Raw genomic sequence first — 15,365 nt, forward strand, 5'->3', positions numbered from 1 at the left:
AAATATAAAAAGCTTCTCGGTTACAAGAAGCTTTTTGTATTGATTTTGTATATATTTTAATAGTTGTTTACTATTTAAAAGCTGGAATTCCAGTAACATCCATTCCTGTTATCAATAAATGAATGTCATGAGTTCCTTCATAAGTAATAACACTTTCGAGGTTCATCATATGGCGCATAATCGAGTATTCGCCAGTAATACCCATTCCGCCTAACATTTGTCTCGCTTCGCGGGCAATATGAATTGCCATATCTACATTATTACGTTTTGCCATTGAGATTTGTGCCGTTGTGGCTTTTCCTTCGTTTCTCAAAACGCCTAAACGCCAGGTTAATAATTGCGCTTTTGTGATTTCAGTAATCATTTCGGCTAATTTTTTTTGTTGCAGTTGAGTTCCTCCAATTGGTTTCCCAAACTGAATTCTTTCTTTGGCATATCTTAAGGCAGTATCATAACAATCCATCGCTGCACCAATTGCTCCCCAGGCAATCCCGTATCGTGCTGAATCTAAGCATCCAAGTGGCGCACCTAAACCGGATTTGTTAGGTAAAAGATTTTCTTTAGGAACTTTTACATTATCAAAAATCAATTCTCCTGTAGATGATGCGCGAAGTGACCATTTATTGTGTGTTTCGGGAGTTGTAAAACCCTCCATACCACGCTCAACAATTAATCCGTGAATTCTTCCTGTTTCATCTTTTGCCCAAACTACAGCAATATCAGCAAAAGGAGCATTCGAAATCCACATTTTAGCACCATTCAAAAGATAATGATCCCCTTTGTCCTTAAAATTGGTAATCATGCTTCCGGGATCAGAACCATGATCAGGTTCAGTCAAACCAAAACAGCCCATGAATTCTCCTGTAGCCAGTTTTGGTAAATATTTCATTCGCTGTTCTTCATTTCCATATTTCCAAATAGGATACATTACCAATGAGGATTGAACAGATGAGGTAGATCTGACACCAGAATCACCACGTTCGATTTCCTGCATGATTAAACCGTATGAAATTTGGTCTAAACCCGCACCACCATATTCAACTGGAATATAAGGTCCGAAACCTCCAATTTCTCCAAGTCCTTTTATAATCTGTTTTGGAAATTCAGCCTTTTGAGCATATTCTTCTATAATAGGAGAAACTTCTCTTTTTACCCATGCGCGTGCTGATTCGCGAACTAATTTATGTTCGTCTGTCAACAAATCATCTAGGTTATAATAATCTGGAGCTTGAAATAAGTCTGGTTTCATTTTTTGATAGTTTTACAAAAACAAATTTACGTAATAAAAATATAACAAAACAATGTTAAAATGTTATATTTACACAACGGATAAAGAAGAAAAATAATATAAACAGTAATTTATTTTAGTTTATTGAAAATATATGCGCTATTTTTGAGATTCAAAAAACAAAATGAATGAGGCTGATCATCTCTTTTTTATTCTTTTTTGTTCTGAATACCGCAATTTCTCAACAGAAAGATGCTTTGACAGAACAAGAGTATTTAGTATTACAAGATAAAATTCGTCTCACGGCGAATGCTAATGTAGATAGTGCTATTGTATTTGCTAATCAGATGGTGAAGTCAAATAACAATAAACATTTAGCTTTTGGAAATGGGGTGTTATCTTATCTAATACAATTAAAAGGAAATTCAGCTAAATCTAAAGAAAAATATCAACTGGCATTAACGTACTTGGACAAAATGCCGGACGGTCAGGATAAAACACAACTCAGATCTGTTTTATATAATTATAACGGATTATCAGAATGGAAAAGAGATAATTTTAGTGCAGCAATAGAAAGTTATCAGCAGGGTATTAAGCTTTCTCAACAGATTAGGGATATTATTCAAATTGTAAAATTTAAGAACAATATAGCATCAATAAATATTGCAGTAGGTAATTATCGCTTGGCAATTAAAGATTTAAGGCAGCTTAATGATTTTGTTGATAAAAATGAAAGTGTTTATACAAGAGAACAGTATCTAAATAATAAGAGTAACATCAATCTTAGTCTGGCAGGATCATACGAAACCTATTATTTGAAGGATGATCAGAAAAGAGTTTTACTGGATTCAGCTGAGTATTTTTATAAAAAGACGGTTAGTTATTCTCAAAATTTTCCGGATAATAAAATTGTAGCAAAATTAAGTTTAGGTAATATATATAGTTTACTAAGAGAATTTAAAAATGCCGAGAAGACATATTATGATATTATATTCCTTGCTCACCAAAATAATATGCCAGATATATTATGTACTGCAAATTATAATTTGGGAGACCTTTATTATACGACAAAAAAATATGATAAAGCATTAGTTTTCTTTAAAAAATCTGATTCAATTGGAGCTAATACAAAGACTAACGAAGGTGAATATTTGAGATCAAATTACTATCAGGCAAAGATTTATAATATACTTAAAGAGCCTGAACTCGCTTACAAACATTCAAAAAATTATCTGGATAATTATGAAAAATCAGAATCAAAATTAAATGATCAAATTTTAGAAGTAAACTATAAATTAGGTGTAGGAGATTTGACCAATGAAATGGTTACTATTCAGGAGAAATATAAATATGATGTTTTTTTGAATAAGGCGCTGAAAGTTTTTTACGTTGTTTTATTTGTGGCTATTGTATTTTTGCTGATTAAAAACATAAGAGATAAAAATAAGGCACATAAAAAGATGAACGCCTTAATTGAAGAATTCAAAGCCAACCTTGAGAAGAAAAGTTTAGCTGAAAATGAGGAAGTCGTCTTAGAGCCGGAGCCTGAAGAGATTCATTTTAAGAAAGAAAATGTCAATTTAAGTATTGATGAAGCAAAAGAAAATAAGATAGTAGAGAAACTGCTAGCTCTGGAAAGTAAACTCGAATACTTAAATGCCGACTTTACTTTGCCTTATGTAGCTAAAAAAATAAAAACAAACACAACTTATTTATCGTATGTTGTAAATAAACGATTTGGAAAGTCTTTTGGTGAATACTCCAACGAACTGAAGATTAATTATGTTATTAATGAGATGATTACCAATCATATGTATCGTAAATATTCTACCCAGGCTATTGCCGAAAGTGTTGGGTTTAAAAACGCAGTATCATTTGCAAAATCATTTCGCAAAAGAACTGGAGTATCTCCAGCTCAATTTGCGAATAATATTTAAAGCAAGTTTCGTAGAAACTATCTTCTGTTTTGAGTGTTTTGAGTTTTATTATTACTTATACATGTAGATATTTCTCTCATGTATTTGTAAGTTGTTACAAGCTTCCTTTTCCGTTTCCTCTTAGCGGATCTACAGGCTCTGAACGGTCGTCTCCGCCACGAACTGTTTTTTGTTCATTTTTTGATAATTGTTCTATTTCGAAATCTCCAAATGTTAGTTTTGTAGTTGTCATGATTTATTTTTTTTAATTGTTATAAACTTCCTTTTCCGTTTCCTCTTAACGGATCTACAGGCTCTGAACGGTCGTCTCCGCCACGAACTGTTTTTTGTTCATTTTTTGATAATTGTTCTATTTCGAAATCTCCAAATGTTAGTTTTGTAGTTGTCATGATTTATTTTTTTTAATTGTTATAAACTTCCTTTTCCGTTTCCTCTTAATGGGTCTGAATCTTCTCCACCACGAACTGTTTTTTGCTCATTTTTGGATAATTTTTCTATTTCGAAATCTTTGAATGTTAGTTTTGTAGTTGTCATGATTTATTATTTTTTTAGTGTTATATAAATATTTTTGATGTACAGATCAGGGGAAAATTATTTTCGCCATAAGTAATTTTTTATATGTTTTTTTTGAGTATAAAATTCCCAATTAATCACTCGTTTTTTTAGTGTTTTTATAGGCAGTTAATGATTATAAACTTCCATTTCCTGTTCCTCTAAGTGGATCAACTGGTTCACCTCCCTGAATTGTTTTTTGTTGATTTTTAGATAATTTTTCGCTCTCAAAATCTTCGAATTTTAGTGCTTGATTTTTCATGTTTTTATGTGTTAGGGTTAATGATTTATCAAAACTAGACAAAAAGCAAAACGCTTAGTCGAGAATAGGGTTTTGAAGCTTTTGAATGAAGATTTATTGATCTAATTAGTTGCTAAGCAGTTGATTGTGTGTTTTATTCAGACTGCTATAATTTATAAATTGTATGTAGTATAATTGATAAAATGTCTGTAGTTGAGGTTTTTTTCTCGGTAAAAACAACAATATTTGCAGTGTAATTATGATTTTAAAGATTCGAAAAGATGTTAAAACTTGTCCAAAAATTTCTACAAATAAATAGATACTCGGAAATTAAAAATGAGTTTAAAGATTTGTTTCTTTCTCATCCAAATTATCCTAGTTTGTTTGCCATAACAGACTCCTTAGATTTATTGTCTGTAGAGAATGCTGCGGTAAGAGTTTCGAAAGAACAAATAGTAGATTTGCCATCGAATTTTTTGGCATATTTTAAAGACGAACTTATATTGGTAGAAAAGGCTAAAAACTTCGTTCGTATTAATACGATCAAAAAAGGAAGTTTAAAAATGTCGTATGAAAAGTTTCTTTTGGATTGGAATGGAGTAATAGTTGCAATAGAACCTAATAATGTTATTGCCAGAGAGAATTTAAAAATAGAGTTTGGTTGGTTAAAATATTTTTTGCCTCTTTTACTTTTAGTTGGGTTGTCTGTTTTCTATAATGTCTATAATCCTTTTAGTCTTGTTTTTTTAACGACATCGGTATTGGGATTTATGGTGAGTGTTTTTATTATTCAGGAGAAATTGGGCTTTAAAAACAGTATTATTTCAAAATTTTGTAACCTTAGTTCAAGTTCATCTTGTGATTCAGTTATTAATTCTAAAGAAGGAAGTGAAAATAAATGGCTTAATTTTTCAGATTTACCGCTTATTTTCTTTGGTTCAAGTTTAATTGCCATATTGGTTCAGCCATTAGAATCAGCCATTTTTATAGGATTTTTAAGTTTATTGGCGATTCCGATAATTGTATCCTCAATATGGATTCAAAAGTTTGAAATTCAAAAATGGTGCGTAATGTGCTTAGCGATTTCGGCTTTAATTTTTATACAAAGTGTTATATGGTTTGCATCAGATTTGTTTACGTTGAGTTTTAGTTTCAATGATGTATTTCCATTTTTATTCTCTGTAGTGCTTCTTATTCCTATTTGGACAGTATTAAAAGGAATGATAAAAAATGTTTTGGGTAGTGAGAATTCCCTTAAAGAGATGAAAAAATTTAAAAGAAATTATTCATTATTAAACTTCTTGTCAAAAAAAGTTCCTTATACAAATGGATTCGATGATTTAAGAGGTTTGACTTTTGGAAACAGAAATGCAGCAGTAAAGCTTTCGATTATTATAAGCCCAAGTTGCGAGCATTGTCATAAAACATTTCAGGAAGCATTTGATTTGGTTTTAAGATTTCCGGACAAAATTTTTCTAAACATTTTGTTCAATATTAATCCTGAAAATGGAGAGAATCCATATAAATCAGTTGTAGAAAGACTTTTAACTATAAACAGGGTCACTCCGGGAAAAACGGTTGAAGCGATCTCAGACTGGCATATTAAAAAAACAGGTCTGAAAAAATGGTTGAAAAAATGGAATGTTGATTCAGTTAGTATGATGATCACTCAGGAAATACAAAAACAATATGAGTGGTGCTCTAAGAATAATTTTAATTATACACCAGTTAAAATTGTAAACGAAAGAGTATTTCCAAATGAATATGAACTGAGTGAATTGAAATATTTTTTAAATGATTTTAGTGAAGAAATCGAAGTTTTTGAAAAAAAGACGGCATAGTAAGTAAATGTTAGAGAATGTTCTTGAATATAATGGATAGACAGAGGCTTCAAATGTCTTTAAAAGATTGAAGTATAAACTCACAAATAAATTAAGCAATTATGTTAGAAAAGATTTTAAATCAAGAAGGAACAAAAAAATTAACAACAGAAGAAAAAAAGACAATTGAAGGTGGTAGTGGAGGTCCTTGTCCTCCAAATCAGCCTTATGGTAAAAAATGTTGGGAGAAAGATGCTGATTAATTCAGATATTAAAATTACAAGTATCAGAGAAGTGTAATTAAAAAGCTTCTCTGTACTTAAACTGAAAATCAATTATCTAAATATTAGAAATCGTAGGTTTTTATTTGAATAAAATTCGGGATTTGCATATAACTTAAAACAAAATATCATGTTAGAAAAAATATTAAACTTACAAGGTGCTGAAACGTTAGTTGTAAGTGAACAAAAAAATATTAAAGGAGGAAGTATTCCACCAGATGGTCAGTGTAATGAGTTTGTTGTATTCCGTGCTACGGAAGCTCAATGTTTAGCTTATCCATATAACTTAAGACCAGCTTATATAGGACCAAATCAATGCTCAATATTAATGGCTCCGTGTTAATTGTGTATTAAAAGTTATAATAAGTTTAATTAGATTGTGAACAACAATATTTATTGTAGAAGATTAAGATGTTAAAGAAAATTCTGAATTTAGAAAATGCGCAGCATATAAGCAAGAATGAGCAAAAAACAATAAAAGGAGGAATTCCTGAATGTTGGGTAAATGCTATTGAAGCTGGGTGCGTTTTAATATCCGTAGGCGAAACTTGTCCTGTAAATACGTTGCCAGGTATTTGTGATACAAGTCGCCTTTGTTGTTAATTTTTAACGTTTTAAGAGAAATACAATACAGCCTTTTTTAGAATTTAGTCATGTTTTTTTTAATTTGTAGGCGCTCGATCGTGGAACATTGAGCAATTTTCCCCACATTGATGATTGGTGTTGGGATTCTTTAGGAAAATTGGTCACTGGTTTGATTTTTATTTGGTTAGGGTTAGCCGGTGCCATGTCCTACAGAAATTGTATTTCTAATAAATATGTTTTTAAATACTTGACAGAGAAGATATTAATCTTCTCTGTTTTTTTATGTTAAATAAAGAAATTTAATCTTAAATTGCTTTGGAATAAAAAATATAACTTGAAAAAATTCACCCATTATAAGCAAGCTGATTATAAAGATTGTGGACCTACATGTTTAAAGATAATTGCTAAACATTACGGGAAAACAATCAACATTCAGGAGTTGAGAGATATTAGCGAAACAACTCGTGAAGGAAGTAATTTACTTTTTTTAAGTGATGCGGCTGAGAGAATTGGTTTTCGAACTTTAGGGGTAAAATTAAATCTCGAAAGATTAGAAGAAGCACCATTGCCTTGTGTCTTGCACTGGAATAAAAATCATTATGTAGTACTTTACAAAATAAAAAGAAATATTTATTATGTTTCTGATCCCGCTTTTGGCTTAATCGAATATAATAAACAGGATTTTCTTAAATTCTGGATTGGAAATAATGCTGATGATTCAACACAAGAAGGCGTTGCATTATTGATGGAAGCTTCGCCCAAGTTTTTCCAATCTGAATTTGATAAGGAAGAAAATAAAGGGTTAGGTTTTAAATTGCTATCACAATATGTATTGCGATACAAATCATTTTTGACACAACTTAGTATTGGTTTATTAGCGAGTAGTTTGATTCAGCTAATTTTTCCGTTTTTAACCCAAAGTATTGTTGATGTTGGGATACAAAACCAAAACATTCATTTTATTTATCTCATTCTTTTTGCTCAGTTATTTCTCTTTGCCGGAAGAACAGGCTTAGAACTGATAAGAAGCTGGATATTATTACATCTTTCTACAAGAATAAACATTTCGCTTATTTCTGATTTTTTCATTAAATTAATGAATCTTCCTATTTCGTTTTTTGATGTGAGAATGACCGGAGATATCATGCAGCGCATAAATGATCATCGCAGAATCGAAAAAATCCTGACTACATCATCATTAAACGTTTTGTTTTCTGTAATCAATATGTTTGTTATGGGAGGTGTTTTGGCTTATTTTAATTTGCAGATATTTTTTGTGTTTTTTGCAGGAAGTATTCTTTATTTTGGATGGATTACCTTATTCTTAAAACGCAGGGAAGTTCTCGATTATAAACGTTTTGCAGAGGTTTCGCAAGAGCAGAGCAAAGTTATGGAGCTCATTAACGGAATGCAGGAAATTAAGCTTCATAATGCCGAAAAACAAAAACGTTGGGGATGGGAGTATGTTCAGGCAAGATTGTTCAGGGTTTCTATAAAAGGATTGGTTTTAGAACAAACACAAACGATAGGTTCTTCTGTAATCAATGAGCTTAAAAATATTTTTATTATATTTCTTTCTGCAAAATTAGTCATTGATGGTTCTATAACGTTAGGAATGATGCTGGCGATAAGTTCAATCGTGGGAAGCTTAAACGGACCAATAACCCAGCTTATAGAATTTGTAAGAGAACTTCAGGATGCTAAAATCTCATTGGCCAGATTGTCTGAAATTCATGAAAAAGAAGATGAAACCCAGCAGGAAGTTCATCAAACCAGTGATGTTCCGTTTGATTGTGATATTGAAATAAAGAATCTTTCGTATCGTTATCTGGGATCTGATATTCCTGTTTTAGACGATTTAACGCTAAAAATTCCAGCCAATAAAGTAACTGCAATTGTTGGGGTTAGCGGAAGTGGAAAAACAACTTTAATGAAGGTGCTTCTTAAGTTTTATGAACCTGAAAAAGGGGAAGTAAATATTGGAAATACACAGCTTAAAAATATTTCGCAAAAAGCCTGGAGGTCAAATATAGGAGCGGTAATGCAGGAAGGTTTTATTTTTAGCGATACCATTGCCAATAATATTGCTATTGGAGTTGATAAAGTCGATAAGGAAAGATTGGTATATGCTGCAGATGTTGCCAATATAAAAGAATACATCAGCGGTTTGCCAATTGGTTATAATACTAAAATTGGCGCAGAAGGAGTAGGGATGAGTACGGGACAGAAACAACGTTTGCTAATTGCAAGGGCAGTTTATAAAAACCCTGAAATATTATTTTTTGATGAAGCTACATCAGCTTTAGATGCCAATAATGAAAAAGAGATTATGCGCAAACTGGATATTTTCTTTAACGACAAAACCGTAATTGTTATTGCACATCGATTGAGTACAGTTATGAATGCAGATCAAATTGTAGTTTTGGACAAAGGAAAAATCATCGAAATTGGGAATCATGAGATTTTGGTAAAACTAAAAGGGAATTATTTTGAGTTGGTTAAAAATCAATTACAATTAGGAAATTAAATCATGGCTGAAGACACCACATTCGAACTAAGAAGTGAAGAAGTACAGGACATTCTCACCAAAGTACCACATTGGATGATCCGTTGGGGGACCGTTTTGATATTCATAATTATTTTTATGCTGTTTTTTGTGTCCTGGTTTATAAAATATCCGGATGTTGTAAATACTGAAATTGTAATTACAACCAATATTCCGCCAGAGAAAATAGTTTCTAAATCTTCCGGCCGTATCGAAGCTATTTTGGTAAAAGATAAATCGATCGTGTCAAAAAATAGCACACTTGCTATTATTGAAAATACAGCCAATTATAAAGATGTTTTTTTATTAAAAAAGATAGTTGATCAATATGATATTAATAATCCTAAAAAAGCATTTCCTTTTGCTCTATTAAAAAATACGCAATTAGGAGAGATTGAAAGTGCTTTTGCTGTTTTTCAAAAAGATTATCAGGCTGAACAATTGAATAAGGATCTACAGCCATTTCAAGTTGAAAACAGGGCGCAGGTTTCAGAAAAGGTTCAGATAAAAGAAAGACTGGAAATACTTCAGCAGCAAAAGATAATAAATGAAAGCGAACTGCAGCTTCAGAAAAATGAAATTGCCCGTTTTGAAACTTTGTTTAATAAAGGTATTATTTCGGCTCAGGAGATGGAGGCGAAGAAGCTTGGTTATCTTCAGGCACAAAAGAATTATAAAGGGCTCTTAACGTCTATTTCTCAATTAAAGTCCTCTTTGATTGATAATTCTAAATTAAGTCAGAATTCGCAAATAAGCGGCACTAAAGAAGAAGTTACCTTAGGAAGAAACATGGCGCAATCTTTTTATCAGCTTAAAAAAGTAATAAAAGACTGGGAGATGGCCTATACTTTGAAATCTTCTGTGAGTGGCGTGGTTACTTTTTTGCAGGTTTGGACAGAGAATCAAACCATAAATGTTGGGGATAATGTTTTTTCTATTATTCCGGATACAAAAAATGGTTTTGTTGGAAAAGTAAAAGCGCCGGCGTTGAATTCCGGAAAAATAAAAGTGGGGCAAACTGTAAATATCAGATTAGCAAATTTTCCTGATCGGGAGTTTGGTGTCCTGAAAGGAAAGATTCGAAATATTTCGTTAGTTCCGGATAAAGACGGAAATTTATTATTGGATGTAGCTCTTCCAAGCGGATTGCTGACTTCATATAAAAAGCAAATCGTTTTTCAGCAGGAAATGAAAGGAAGCGCTGAAATTGTAACCGAAGATTTACGATTGATAGAAAGGATTCTATATCAGTTCAAAAGTATTTTTGAGCAGGTTTAGAATTTTAAATAAAACTCTTTAGTCAATTCAATATATTCCGGAGTATAAACGTGCCTGTCTATTTCGATCGTTAACTCATCGATTTCGATTTCTGGATTCTCATTTCGGCTAAAAGCCAATAAACTGCGTTTTATTGGTGAAGTTGGAGTTCCTTTTACGCGGGTGATTTTTATTGGATATAATTCTGATTCTTTGGCTAAAGAAATAAAGCTCTCTTCTTCTTTGAATGGGAGAATAACGGCAAATATTCCATTTTCAGAAAGTAATAAATCAGCTGCTTCGACTAATTCTTCAAAAGGCATTGCATCTTGAAAACGGGCTAAATCGCGTTGTTCATTTTCGGTTTTATAATCTTCAGCATAAAAAGGAGGATTGGAAACAATTAAATCGTATTCATCTTCCGGCTCTTCAATAAATTCATCTAAACCGGCATGAAAACAAAATAAACGGTCGCCCCAAGGAGAGTTTTCGAAATTATCAACTGCTTGTTCATAAGCATCTTCATCAATTTCAAGTGCGTCAATTTGTTCAGCATGAGTTCGCTGAGCCAGTATCAAAGCAATGATTCCGGTTCCTGCGCCAATATCTAAAATACTAAACGGATTGTGATTTACAGGAGCCCATGCGCCTAATAAAACGCCATCTGTTCCTACTTTCATAGCGCATCGATCCTGTGCAACTGAAAATTGTTTGAATGAAAACATAGATAGTAAATTCCAATTTTTTTAAATTCCAAATTCCAAACTTAAAAAAGAAATTTCCAAGTCCAAGTGTAAAGCGGAATAAAATATTTTATTTAAGGTGTAAAAATAAGATTAAAATCCTAATTAATTATTTTGATGTTTTGGTAATAATTGCGGATAGTATTTTTCTTAATTCTTCTATTTCGAATAATAAAGATTCTGAAAAAATTCTTTGTTCTGGATTTAAGTCGTGCAGTAATCTCAACCAAAATTTAGATTCTTTCGCTTCTTTTCTTGATATTTTAAGTTTAAAAATTAAATCTTTATCTCCCAGTTTTTCGTTTGCTTCAATGTAATTTGCTCCAACAGAACCAGAGGATCTTACTAACTGTTTGCCATCTTCAATATTTGATGTTGTTTTTGCTAAAGTTCTAATATAAATTCGACACTCTTTTGCAAATAAGAAAGTTCTTTCTTCTAAATCGTAGGGCTTAGGCATATAAAATCCAATTTTTAAATTCCAATATATAATGGAATTTAAAAGTAGTAAAATAGATTTAAATGAGGGTTTTTTCTTTCAAATATATTTAAGAAAACATCTTTTCTACTGAAATTTGGAATTTAAAAAAAAATGAAATTTACTTTTCAGATTGGAATTTGGAATTTTAAAACTTAAAGATACATCTCTACCAATCCTTCCGGAAGGTTCATGATCACTTTTTTATTCTCGCGGTCAATTTTTACAAGGAAATGATCAATCATAGGGATTAACATTTCGACTTCACCATTTAAAACTTCAAAAAGTGGTTGTGCCGTTGTATCATTTACAGCAGCAATTTTTCCAAAAACGCCTAAACGCTGGTCTTCGATTTCGAAACCGATAACCTCATGGAAATAAAATTTGTTGCCGGAAAGTTTTGGCAACATATTCAAAGGAAGATAAATGGCATTACCCATAATGGCATCTGCATCTTCTTCGGTATTCATGTCTTCAAAACGAATTCTAAGAAAATCGTTTTTGTGCAAAGAACTTTTTTCGATAAAAAAAGGAACCAAGTGTTTGTTGCATTCAACAAACACTGATTCCAGATTTTCGTATAACTCAGGTTCGTCCGTGTCTAAATAGGCAAGAACTTCACCTTTGAAACTAAATTTTTTAGCGATTTTACCTAAATAAAAACAATCTTCTTTACGCATTCCCGCTAAATATAATTATGCTTCAGTTGTTTCGTTATTTTCTTCAGCAGCAGGAGCTTCTTCAGTTGATTCTTCAACTTCAGCAACTTCTTCTTCAACTGCAGGAGTTGCAGCAGCGATAGCATCAGCTTCAGCTTGAGCTGCAGCAGCTAAACGTTTAGCATTAACTTCTTGTTCTGCTTTAAAAGCTTTAGATTTAGCATCAGCTTGCGCTTTTGTTAAACCGTCTTTTTTAGCATCAACTTTTCCAGCTTTAGCATCTAACCAAGCAGATAATTTAGCATCAGCTTGCTCTTGAGTCAAAGCACCTTTACGAATACCTCCATCAAGGTGGTGTTTCAATAAAGCTCCTTTGTAAGAAAGAATAGCTCTAGCTGTATCAGTTGGTTGTGCACCATTGTGTAACCATTTTACAGCACTATCAATGTTTAATTCGATAGTTGCAGGGTTTGTGTTTGGATTATAAGTACCGATTTTCTCTAAGTATTTACCATCTCTTTTTGAGCGTGCATCTGCAGCTACAACCCAGTAAAAAGGTTTTTGTTTTTTACCGTGTCTTTGTAATCTAATTTTTACTGACATAATCTTATGATTAAATTTTGAGGTACTCGACCTCTGTTAATTAAGGGCGCAAAGATATAGTTTTTTTATGAATTATGTGTTCCAAACTTTATTAAAAATATTTTAATCAGCTTTTTGTGATTTTTAGGCTGTTTTAGAGCTTAAATTTTCATTGTTTAAGTCAAATAAGGTATTTTTGCCACAAATTCATTGCTTTATGAAAAAATACATTTACCTGTTAATTACGATTTTGATGTTTGCATCTTGTACTGAAGATGTAAAATTTAATACTCCTGCCTTTCAGGGATTGAAAAATAATGTTTTTTGGAGAGCTCAAAGTTATAAAGCATATAAGGGAGTCAATACCAGTATGATTATTGAGGGTAATTTGGGCTATGAAAAAGTGATTCTACAAACGGCATCACCGGTAAAAGGAACTTATATTCTGGGTATTAATAAGGATTCAAAAGCATCTTATTCAAATACGCTTCCGTCTCAATCTGCTGTTTTTTCTACAGGTGCAGGAGTTGGGAGTGGTCAAATTGTTATTACAGAATACGATATAGAAAGTAATACTATTTCAGGGACATTTAAATTTAATGCAATAAATCAAAACACAAGTGATACTGAAAACCCAAAAATAACTTTTACAGAAGGTGTGTTTTATAAAGTACCGGCTACACTAGGCAATATTATACTTTATTAGTAAAATAATTTCTGACAGATTGGTTTTTGTTAGTTTTTTATTTTTTTAAATCAAAATAAAAACATAAATAAACTAATATATAGTAGATTACAGAAAAATAAGAGTACATTTGCTATATTATTATAAATAAGTACATATGAACATTTTTGTTGGAAGCCTTCCATTCAGTATTGAGGAAGCAGATTTAAGAGAGTCTTTCGAGGCTTACGGAGCAGTAGATTCAGTTAAAATCATTACTGATAAATTTACAGGAAGAAGCAAAGGTTTTGGTTTCGTAGAGATGCCAAACGATGCTGAAGCTCAAAAAGCAATTGATGAATTGAACGGAGCTACTGTTCAAGGTCGTGCAATTGTGGTTAATAAATCTGAACCGAAACCAGAAGGCGAAAGAAGAAGCTTCAACAATAACAGTCGTGGTGGAGATTCACGCGGTGGTTATGGTGGAGGAAACAGCCGTGGTGGAAATGACCGTGGTGGTAACAGAGGAGGATATTAATATTTTTTTCTAAATATATAAAAGGGATCAACGAAAGTTGATCCCTTTTTTTATGCGGTAAATTTTGTTTCTTCGTAGAGATGCACAGCAGTGCATCTAACACAAAGGAAAGACGCACTGCTGTGCGCCTCTACGTGAAACCTGAAACAAAATAAACTTTAAACTTTTTTATAGATTCGCTACAAGCCAGTCTCCAACTTCGCTGGTTTTGTATGCTTTAGTTCCTTTTGCAGCTAAATCTTCAGTAACAATTCCTTCTTCTAGTGATTTGTTTACAACTGCTCTAATTGCTTCGGCTTCATCTTTAAGACCAAATGCATCTTCAAACATCATGGCTGCAGATAAAATAGTAGCCAAAGGATTAGCAATATTCAATCCTGTTGCTTGCGGATAAGATCCGTGAATTGGTTCGTATAAAGAAGTATGTTCTCCAACAGAAGCAGAAGGCATTAATCCCATTGAACCTGAAATTACAGAAGCCTCGTCAGTTAAGATATCTCCAAATAGATTTTCAGTAATTAATACATCATAAGAATTTGGCCATTGTACTAAACGCATTGCAACAGCATCAACAAATTCATAAGAAACAGTAACTTCAGGATAATCTTTTTCCATTGCCTGAACAGTTTCTCTCCATAAACGTGAAGTTTCTAATACGTTTGCTTTATCAACGCAACATAATTTTTTGCTACGAGTCATCGCTAATTCGAAACCTTTTTTAGCTAAACGCTGAACTTCGGCTCTTGTGTAAACACAATTGTCAAATGCAGTTTCTCCGCCGTCTCTTCTTCCTTTTTCTCCAAAGTAAATACCTCCTGTTAATTCTCTTAAGAAAACTAAATCCGTTCCTTCGATTCTTTCTCTTTTTAAAGGAGAATTGTCGATTAAAGAAGGAAATGTAAAAGTAGGTCTCACGTTAGCAAACAAACCTAGTTTTTTACGCATCAATAATAATCCTTGCTCAGGGCGAACTGGTGCGCTTGGATCGTTATCGTATTTTGGGTGTCCAATAGCGCCAAACAAAACAGCATCGGCTGCCATGCAAATTTCGTGAGTTTCATCAGGATAAGGAACTCCAACGGCATCAATTGCGCAAGCTCCCGTAAGAGCTGGTGTCCATGTTATTTCGTGATTGAATTTTTTTGCAATTGCATCAGATACTTTTACTGCTTCATTAATTACCTCAGGACCAATTCCGTCTCCTGCTAAAAGGGCTATGTTAAAATTCATTTTTTTGAGTTTCTAAGATTCTGAG

The 15,365-nt window shown here is 32.4% G+C and carries 19 protein-coding genes; 9 read left to right on the forward strand and 10 right to left on the reverse strand.

The genetic code is table 11. From position 1 onward, the window contains the following. Positions 1–70: 70 nt before the first annotated feature. Entirely contained in the window at positions 71–1,249 is a 1,179-nt protein-coding gene (locus QLQ94_RS06490) for an acyl-CoA dehydrogenase family protein (protein WP_213295687.1), read from the reverse strand. A gap of 167 nt (positions 1,250–1,416) precedes the next feature. Here QLQ94_RS06490 and QLQ94_RS06495 point away from each other — a divergent pair, with 167 nt between their 5' ends. Continuing rightward, positions 1,417–3,165 carry a helix-turn-helix domain-containing protein gene (locus tag QLQ94_RS06495; RefSeq protein ID WP_482499378.1) on the forward strand — a complete coding sequence of 583 codons (1,749 nt, stop codon included), beginning with the start codon at positions 1,417–1,419 and terminating at the stop codon, positions 3,163–3,165. A 94-nt stretch (positions 3,166–3,259) separates the two neighbouring features. Here QLQ94_RS06495 and QLQ94_RS06500 read toward each other — a convergent pair whose 3' ends face one another. From QLQ94_RS06500 to QLQ94_RS06515, 4 genes are all read right to left on the reverse strand, one after another. Further along, on the reverse strand, positions 3,260–3,397 hold the full coding sequence (locus tag QLQ94_RS06500; RefSeq protein WP_271338374.1) for an rSAM-modified peptide: 138 nt from the start codon (positions 3,395–3,397) through the stop codon (positions 3,260–3,262). A gap of 19 nt (positions 3,398–3,416) precedes the next feature. Beyond that, on the reverse strand, positions 3,417–3,554 hold the full coding sequence (locus tag QLQ94_RS06505; protein WP_271338374.1) for an rSAM-modified peptide: 138 nt from the start codon (positions 3,552–3,554) through the stop codon (positions 3,417–3,419). A 19-nt stretch (positions 3,555–3,573) separates the two neighbouring features. Continuing rightward, positions 3,574–3,699, reverse strand: coding sequence for an rSAM-modified peptide (locus QLQ94_RS06510; protein WP_271338375.1), 126 nt, complete (start codon positions 3,697–3,699; stop codon positions 3,574–3,576). A gap of 154 nt (positions 3,700–3,853) precedes the next feature. Then, positions 3,854–3,979: an rSAM-modified peptide gene (locus QLQ94_RS06515; protein ID WP_427403026.1), complete on the reverse strand. Its 126-nt coding sequence runs from the start codon at positions 3,977–3,979 to the stop codon at positions 3,854–3,856. 260 nt (positions 3,980–4,239) lie between these two features. Between QLQ94_RS06515 and QLQ94_RS06520 the strand changes: the two genes are divergently transcribed. From QLQ94_RS06520 to QLQ94_RS06545, 6 genes are all read left to right on the forward strand, one after another. Then, positions 4,240–5,799, forward strand: coding sequence for a vitamin K epoxide reductase family protein (locus QLQ94_RS06520; protein WP_271338377.1), 1,560 nt, complete (start codon positions 4,240–4,242; stop codon positions 5,797–5,799). A gap of 101 nt (positions 5,800–5,900) precedes the next feature. Beyond that, entirely contained in the window at positions 5,901–6,041 is a 141-nt protein-coding gene (locus QLQ94_RS06525; protein ID WP_271338378.1) for a hypothetical protein, read from the forward strand. A gap of 148 nt (positions 6,042–6,189) precedes the next feature. Further along, complete coding sequence (locus QLQ94_RS06530) at positions 6,190–6,402, forward strand: hypothetical protein (protein ID WP_271338379.1); 213 nt, start codon at positions 6,190–6,192, stop codon at positions 6,400–6,402. A 68-nt stretch (positions 6,403–6,470) separates the two neighbouring features. After that, positions 6,471–6,662, forward strand: coding sequence for a hypothetical protein (locus tag QLQ94_RS06535; protein ID WP_271338380.1), 192 nt, complete (start codon positions 6,471–6,473; stop codon positions 6,660–6,662). A 316-nt stretch (positions 6,663–6,978) separates the two neighbouring features. Continuing rightward, positions 6,979–9,171 carry a peptidase domain-containing ABC transporter gene (locus QLQ94_RS06540; RefSeq protein WP_482499380.1) on the forward strand — a complete coding sequence of 731 codons (2,193 nt, stop codon included), beginning with the start codon at positions 6,979–6,981 and terminating at the stop codon, positions 9,169–9,171. A gap of 3 nt (positions 9,172–9,174) precedes the next feature. Continuing rightward, positions 9,175–10,467: an HlyD family secretion protein gene (locus QLQ94_RS06545; RefSeq protein WP_482499382.1), complete on the forward strand. Its 1,293-nt coding sequence runs from the start codon at positions 9,175–9,177 to the stop codon at positions 10,465–10,467. Here the strand turns inward: QLQ94_RS06545 and QLQ94_RS06550 are convergent. The 4 genes from QLQ94_RS06550 to QLQ94_RS06565 form a co-directional block, all read right to left on the reverse strand. Next, a complete protein-coding gene (locus QLQ94_RS06550; RefSeq protein ID WP_271337449.1) occupies positions 10,464–11,171 on the reverse strand; it encodes a tRNA1(Val) (adenine(37)-N6)-methyltransferase in 708 nt (235 codons plus the stop codon). The two genes, QLQ94_RS06545 and QLQ94_RS06550, sit on opposite strands and share 4 nt — an antisense overlap. A gap of 127 nt (positions 11,172–11,298) precedes the next feature. Next, positions 11,299–11,649 carry a four helix bundle protein gene (locus QLQ94_RS06555; protein ID WP_271337450.1) on the reverse strand — a complete coding sequence of 117 codons (351 nt, stop codon included), beginning with the start codon at positions 11,647–11,649 and terminating at the stop codon, positions 11,299–11,301. A 173-nt stretch (positions 11,650–11,822) separates the two neighbouring features. After that, the gene (rimM, locus tag QLQ94_RS06560; protein WP_089477692.1) at positions 11,823–12,347 is read right to left on the reverse strand and encodes a ribosome maturation factor RimM; all 525 of its coding nucleotides are present in this window, start codon (positions 12,345–12,347) and stop codon (positions 11,823–11,825) included. A gap of 15 nt (positions 12,348–12,362) precedes the next feature. Next, entirely contained in the window at positions 12,363–12,929 is a 567-nt protein-coding gene (locus tag QLQ94_RS06565; protein ID WP_427402092.1) for a 30S ribosomal protein S16, read from the reverse strand. 196 nt (positions 12,930–13,125) lie between these two features. Here QLQ94_RS06565 and QLQ94_RS06570 point away from each other — a divergent pair, with 196 nt between their 5' ends. Together QLQ94_RS06570 and QLQ94_RS06575 are read left to right on the forward strand one after the other, a co-directional pair. Further along, positions 13,126–13,614: a DUF6252 domain-containing protein gene (locus tag QLQ94_RS06570; protein WP_271337452.1), complete on the forward strand. Its 489-nt coding sequence runs from the start codon at positions 13,126–13,128 to the stop codon at positions 13,612–13,614. 136 nt (positions 13,615–13,750) lie between these two features. Beyond that, entirely contained in the window at positions 13,751–14,110 is a 360-nt protein-coding gene (locus QLQ94_RS06575; RefSeq protein ID WP_026982652.1) for an RNA recognition motif domain-containing protein, read from the forward strand. Between the two features lie 168 nt (positions 14,111–14,278). On the opposite strand, the gene leuB is transcribed toward QLQ94_RS06575, so the two are convergent. After that, positions 14,279–15,340 carry a 3-isopropylmalate dehydrogenase gene (gene leuB, locus QLQ94_RS06580; RefSeq protein ID WP_271337453.1) on the reverse strand — a complete coding sequence of 354 codons (1,062 nt, stop codon included), beginning with the start codon at positions 15,338–15,340 and terminating at the stop codon, positions 14,279–14,281. Positions 15,341–15,365: the final 25 nt, after the last annotated feature.

It is taken from the genome of Flavobacterium sp. B114r, from assembly GCF_056824125.1.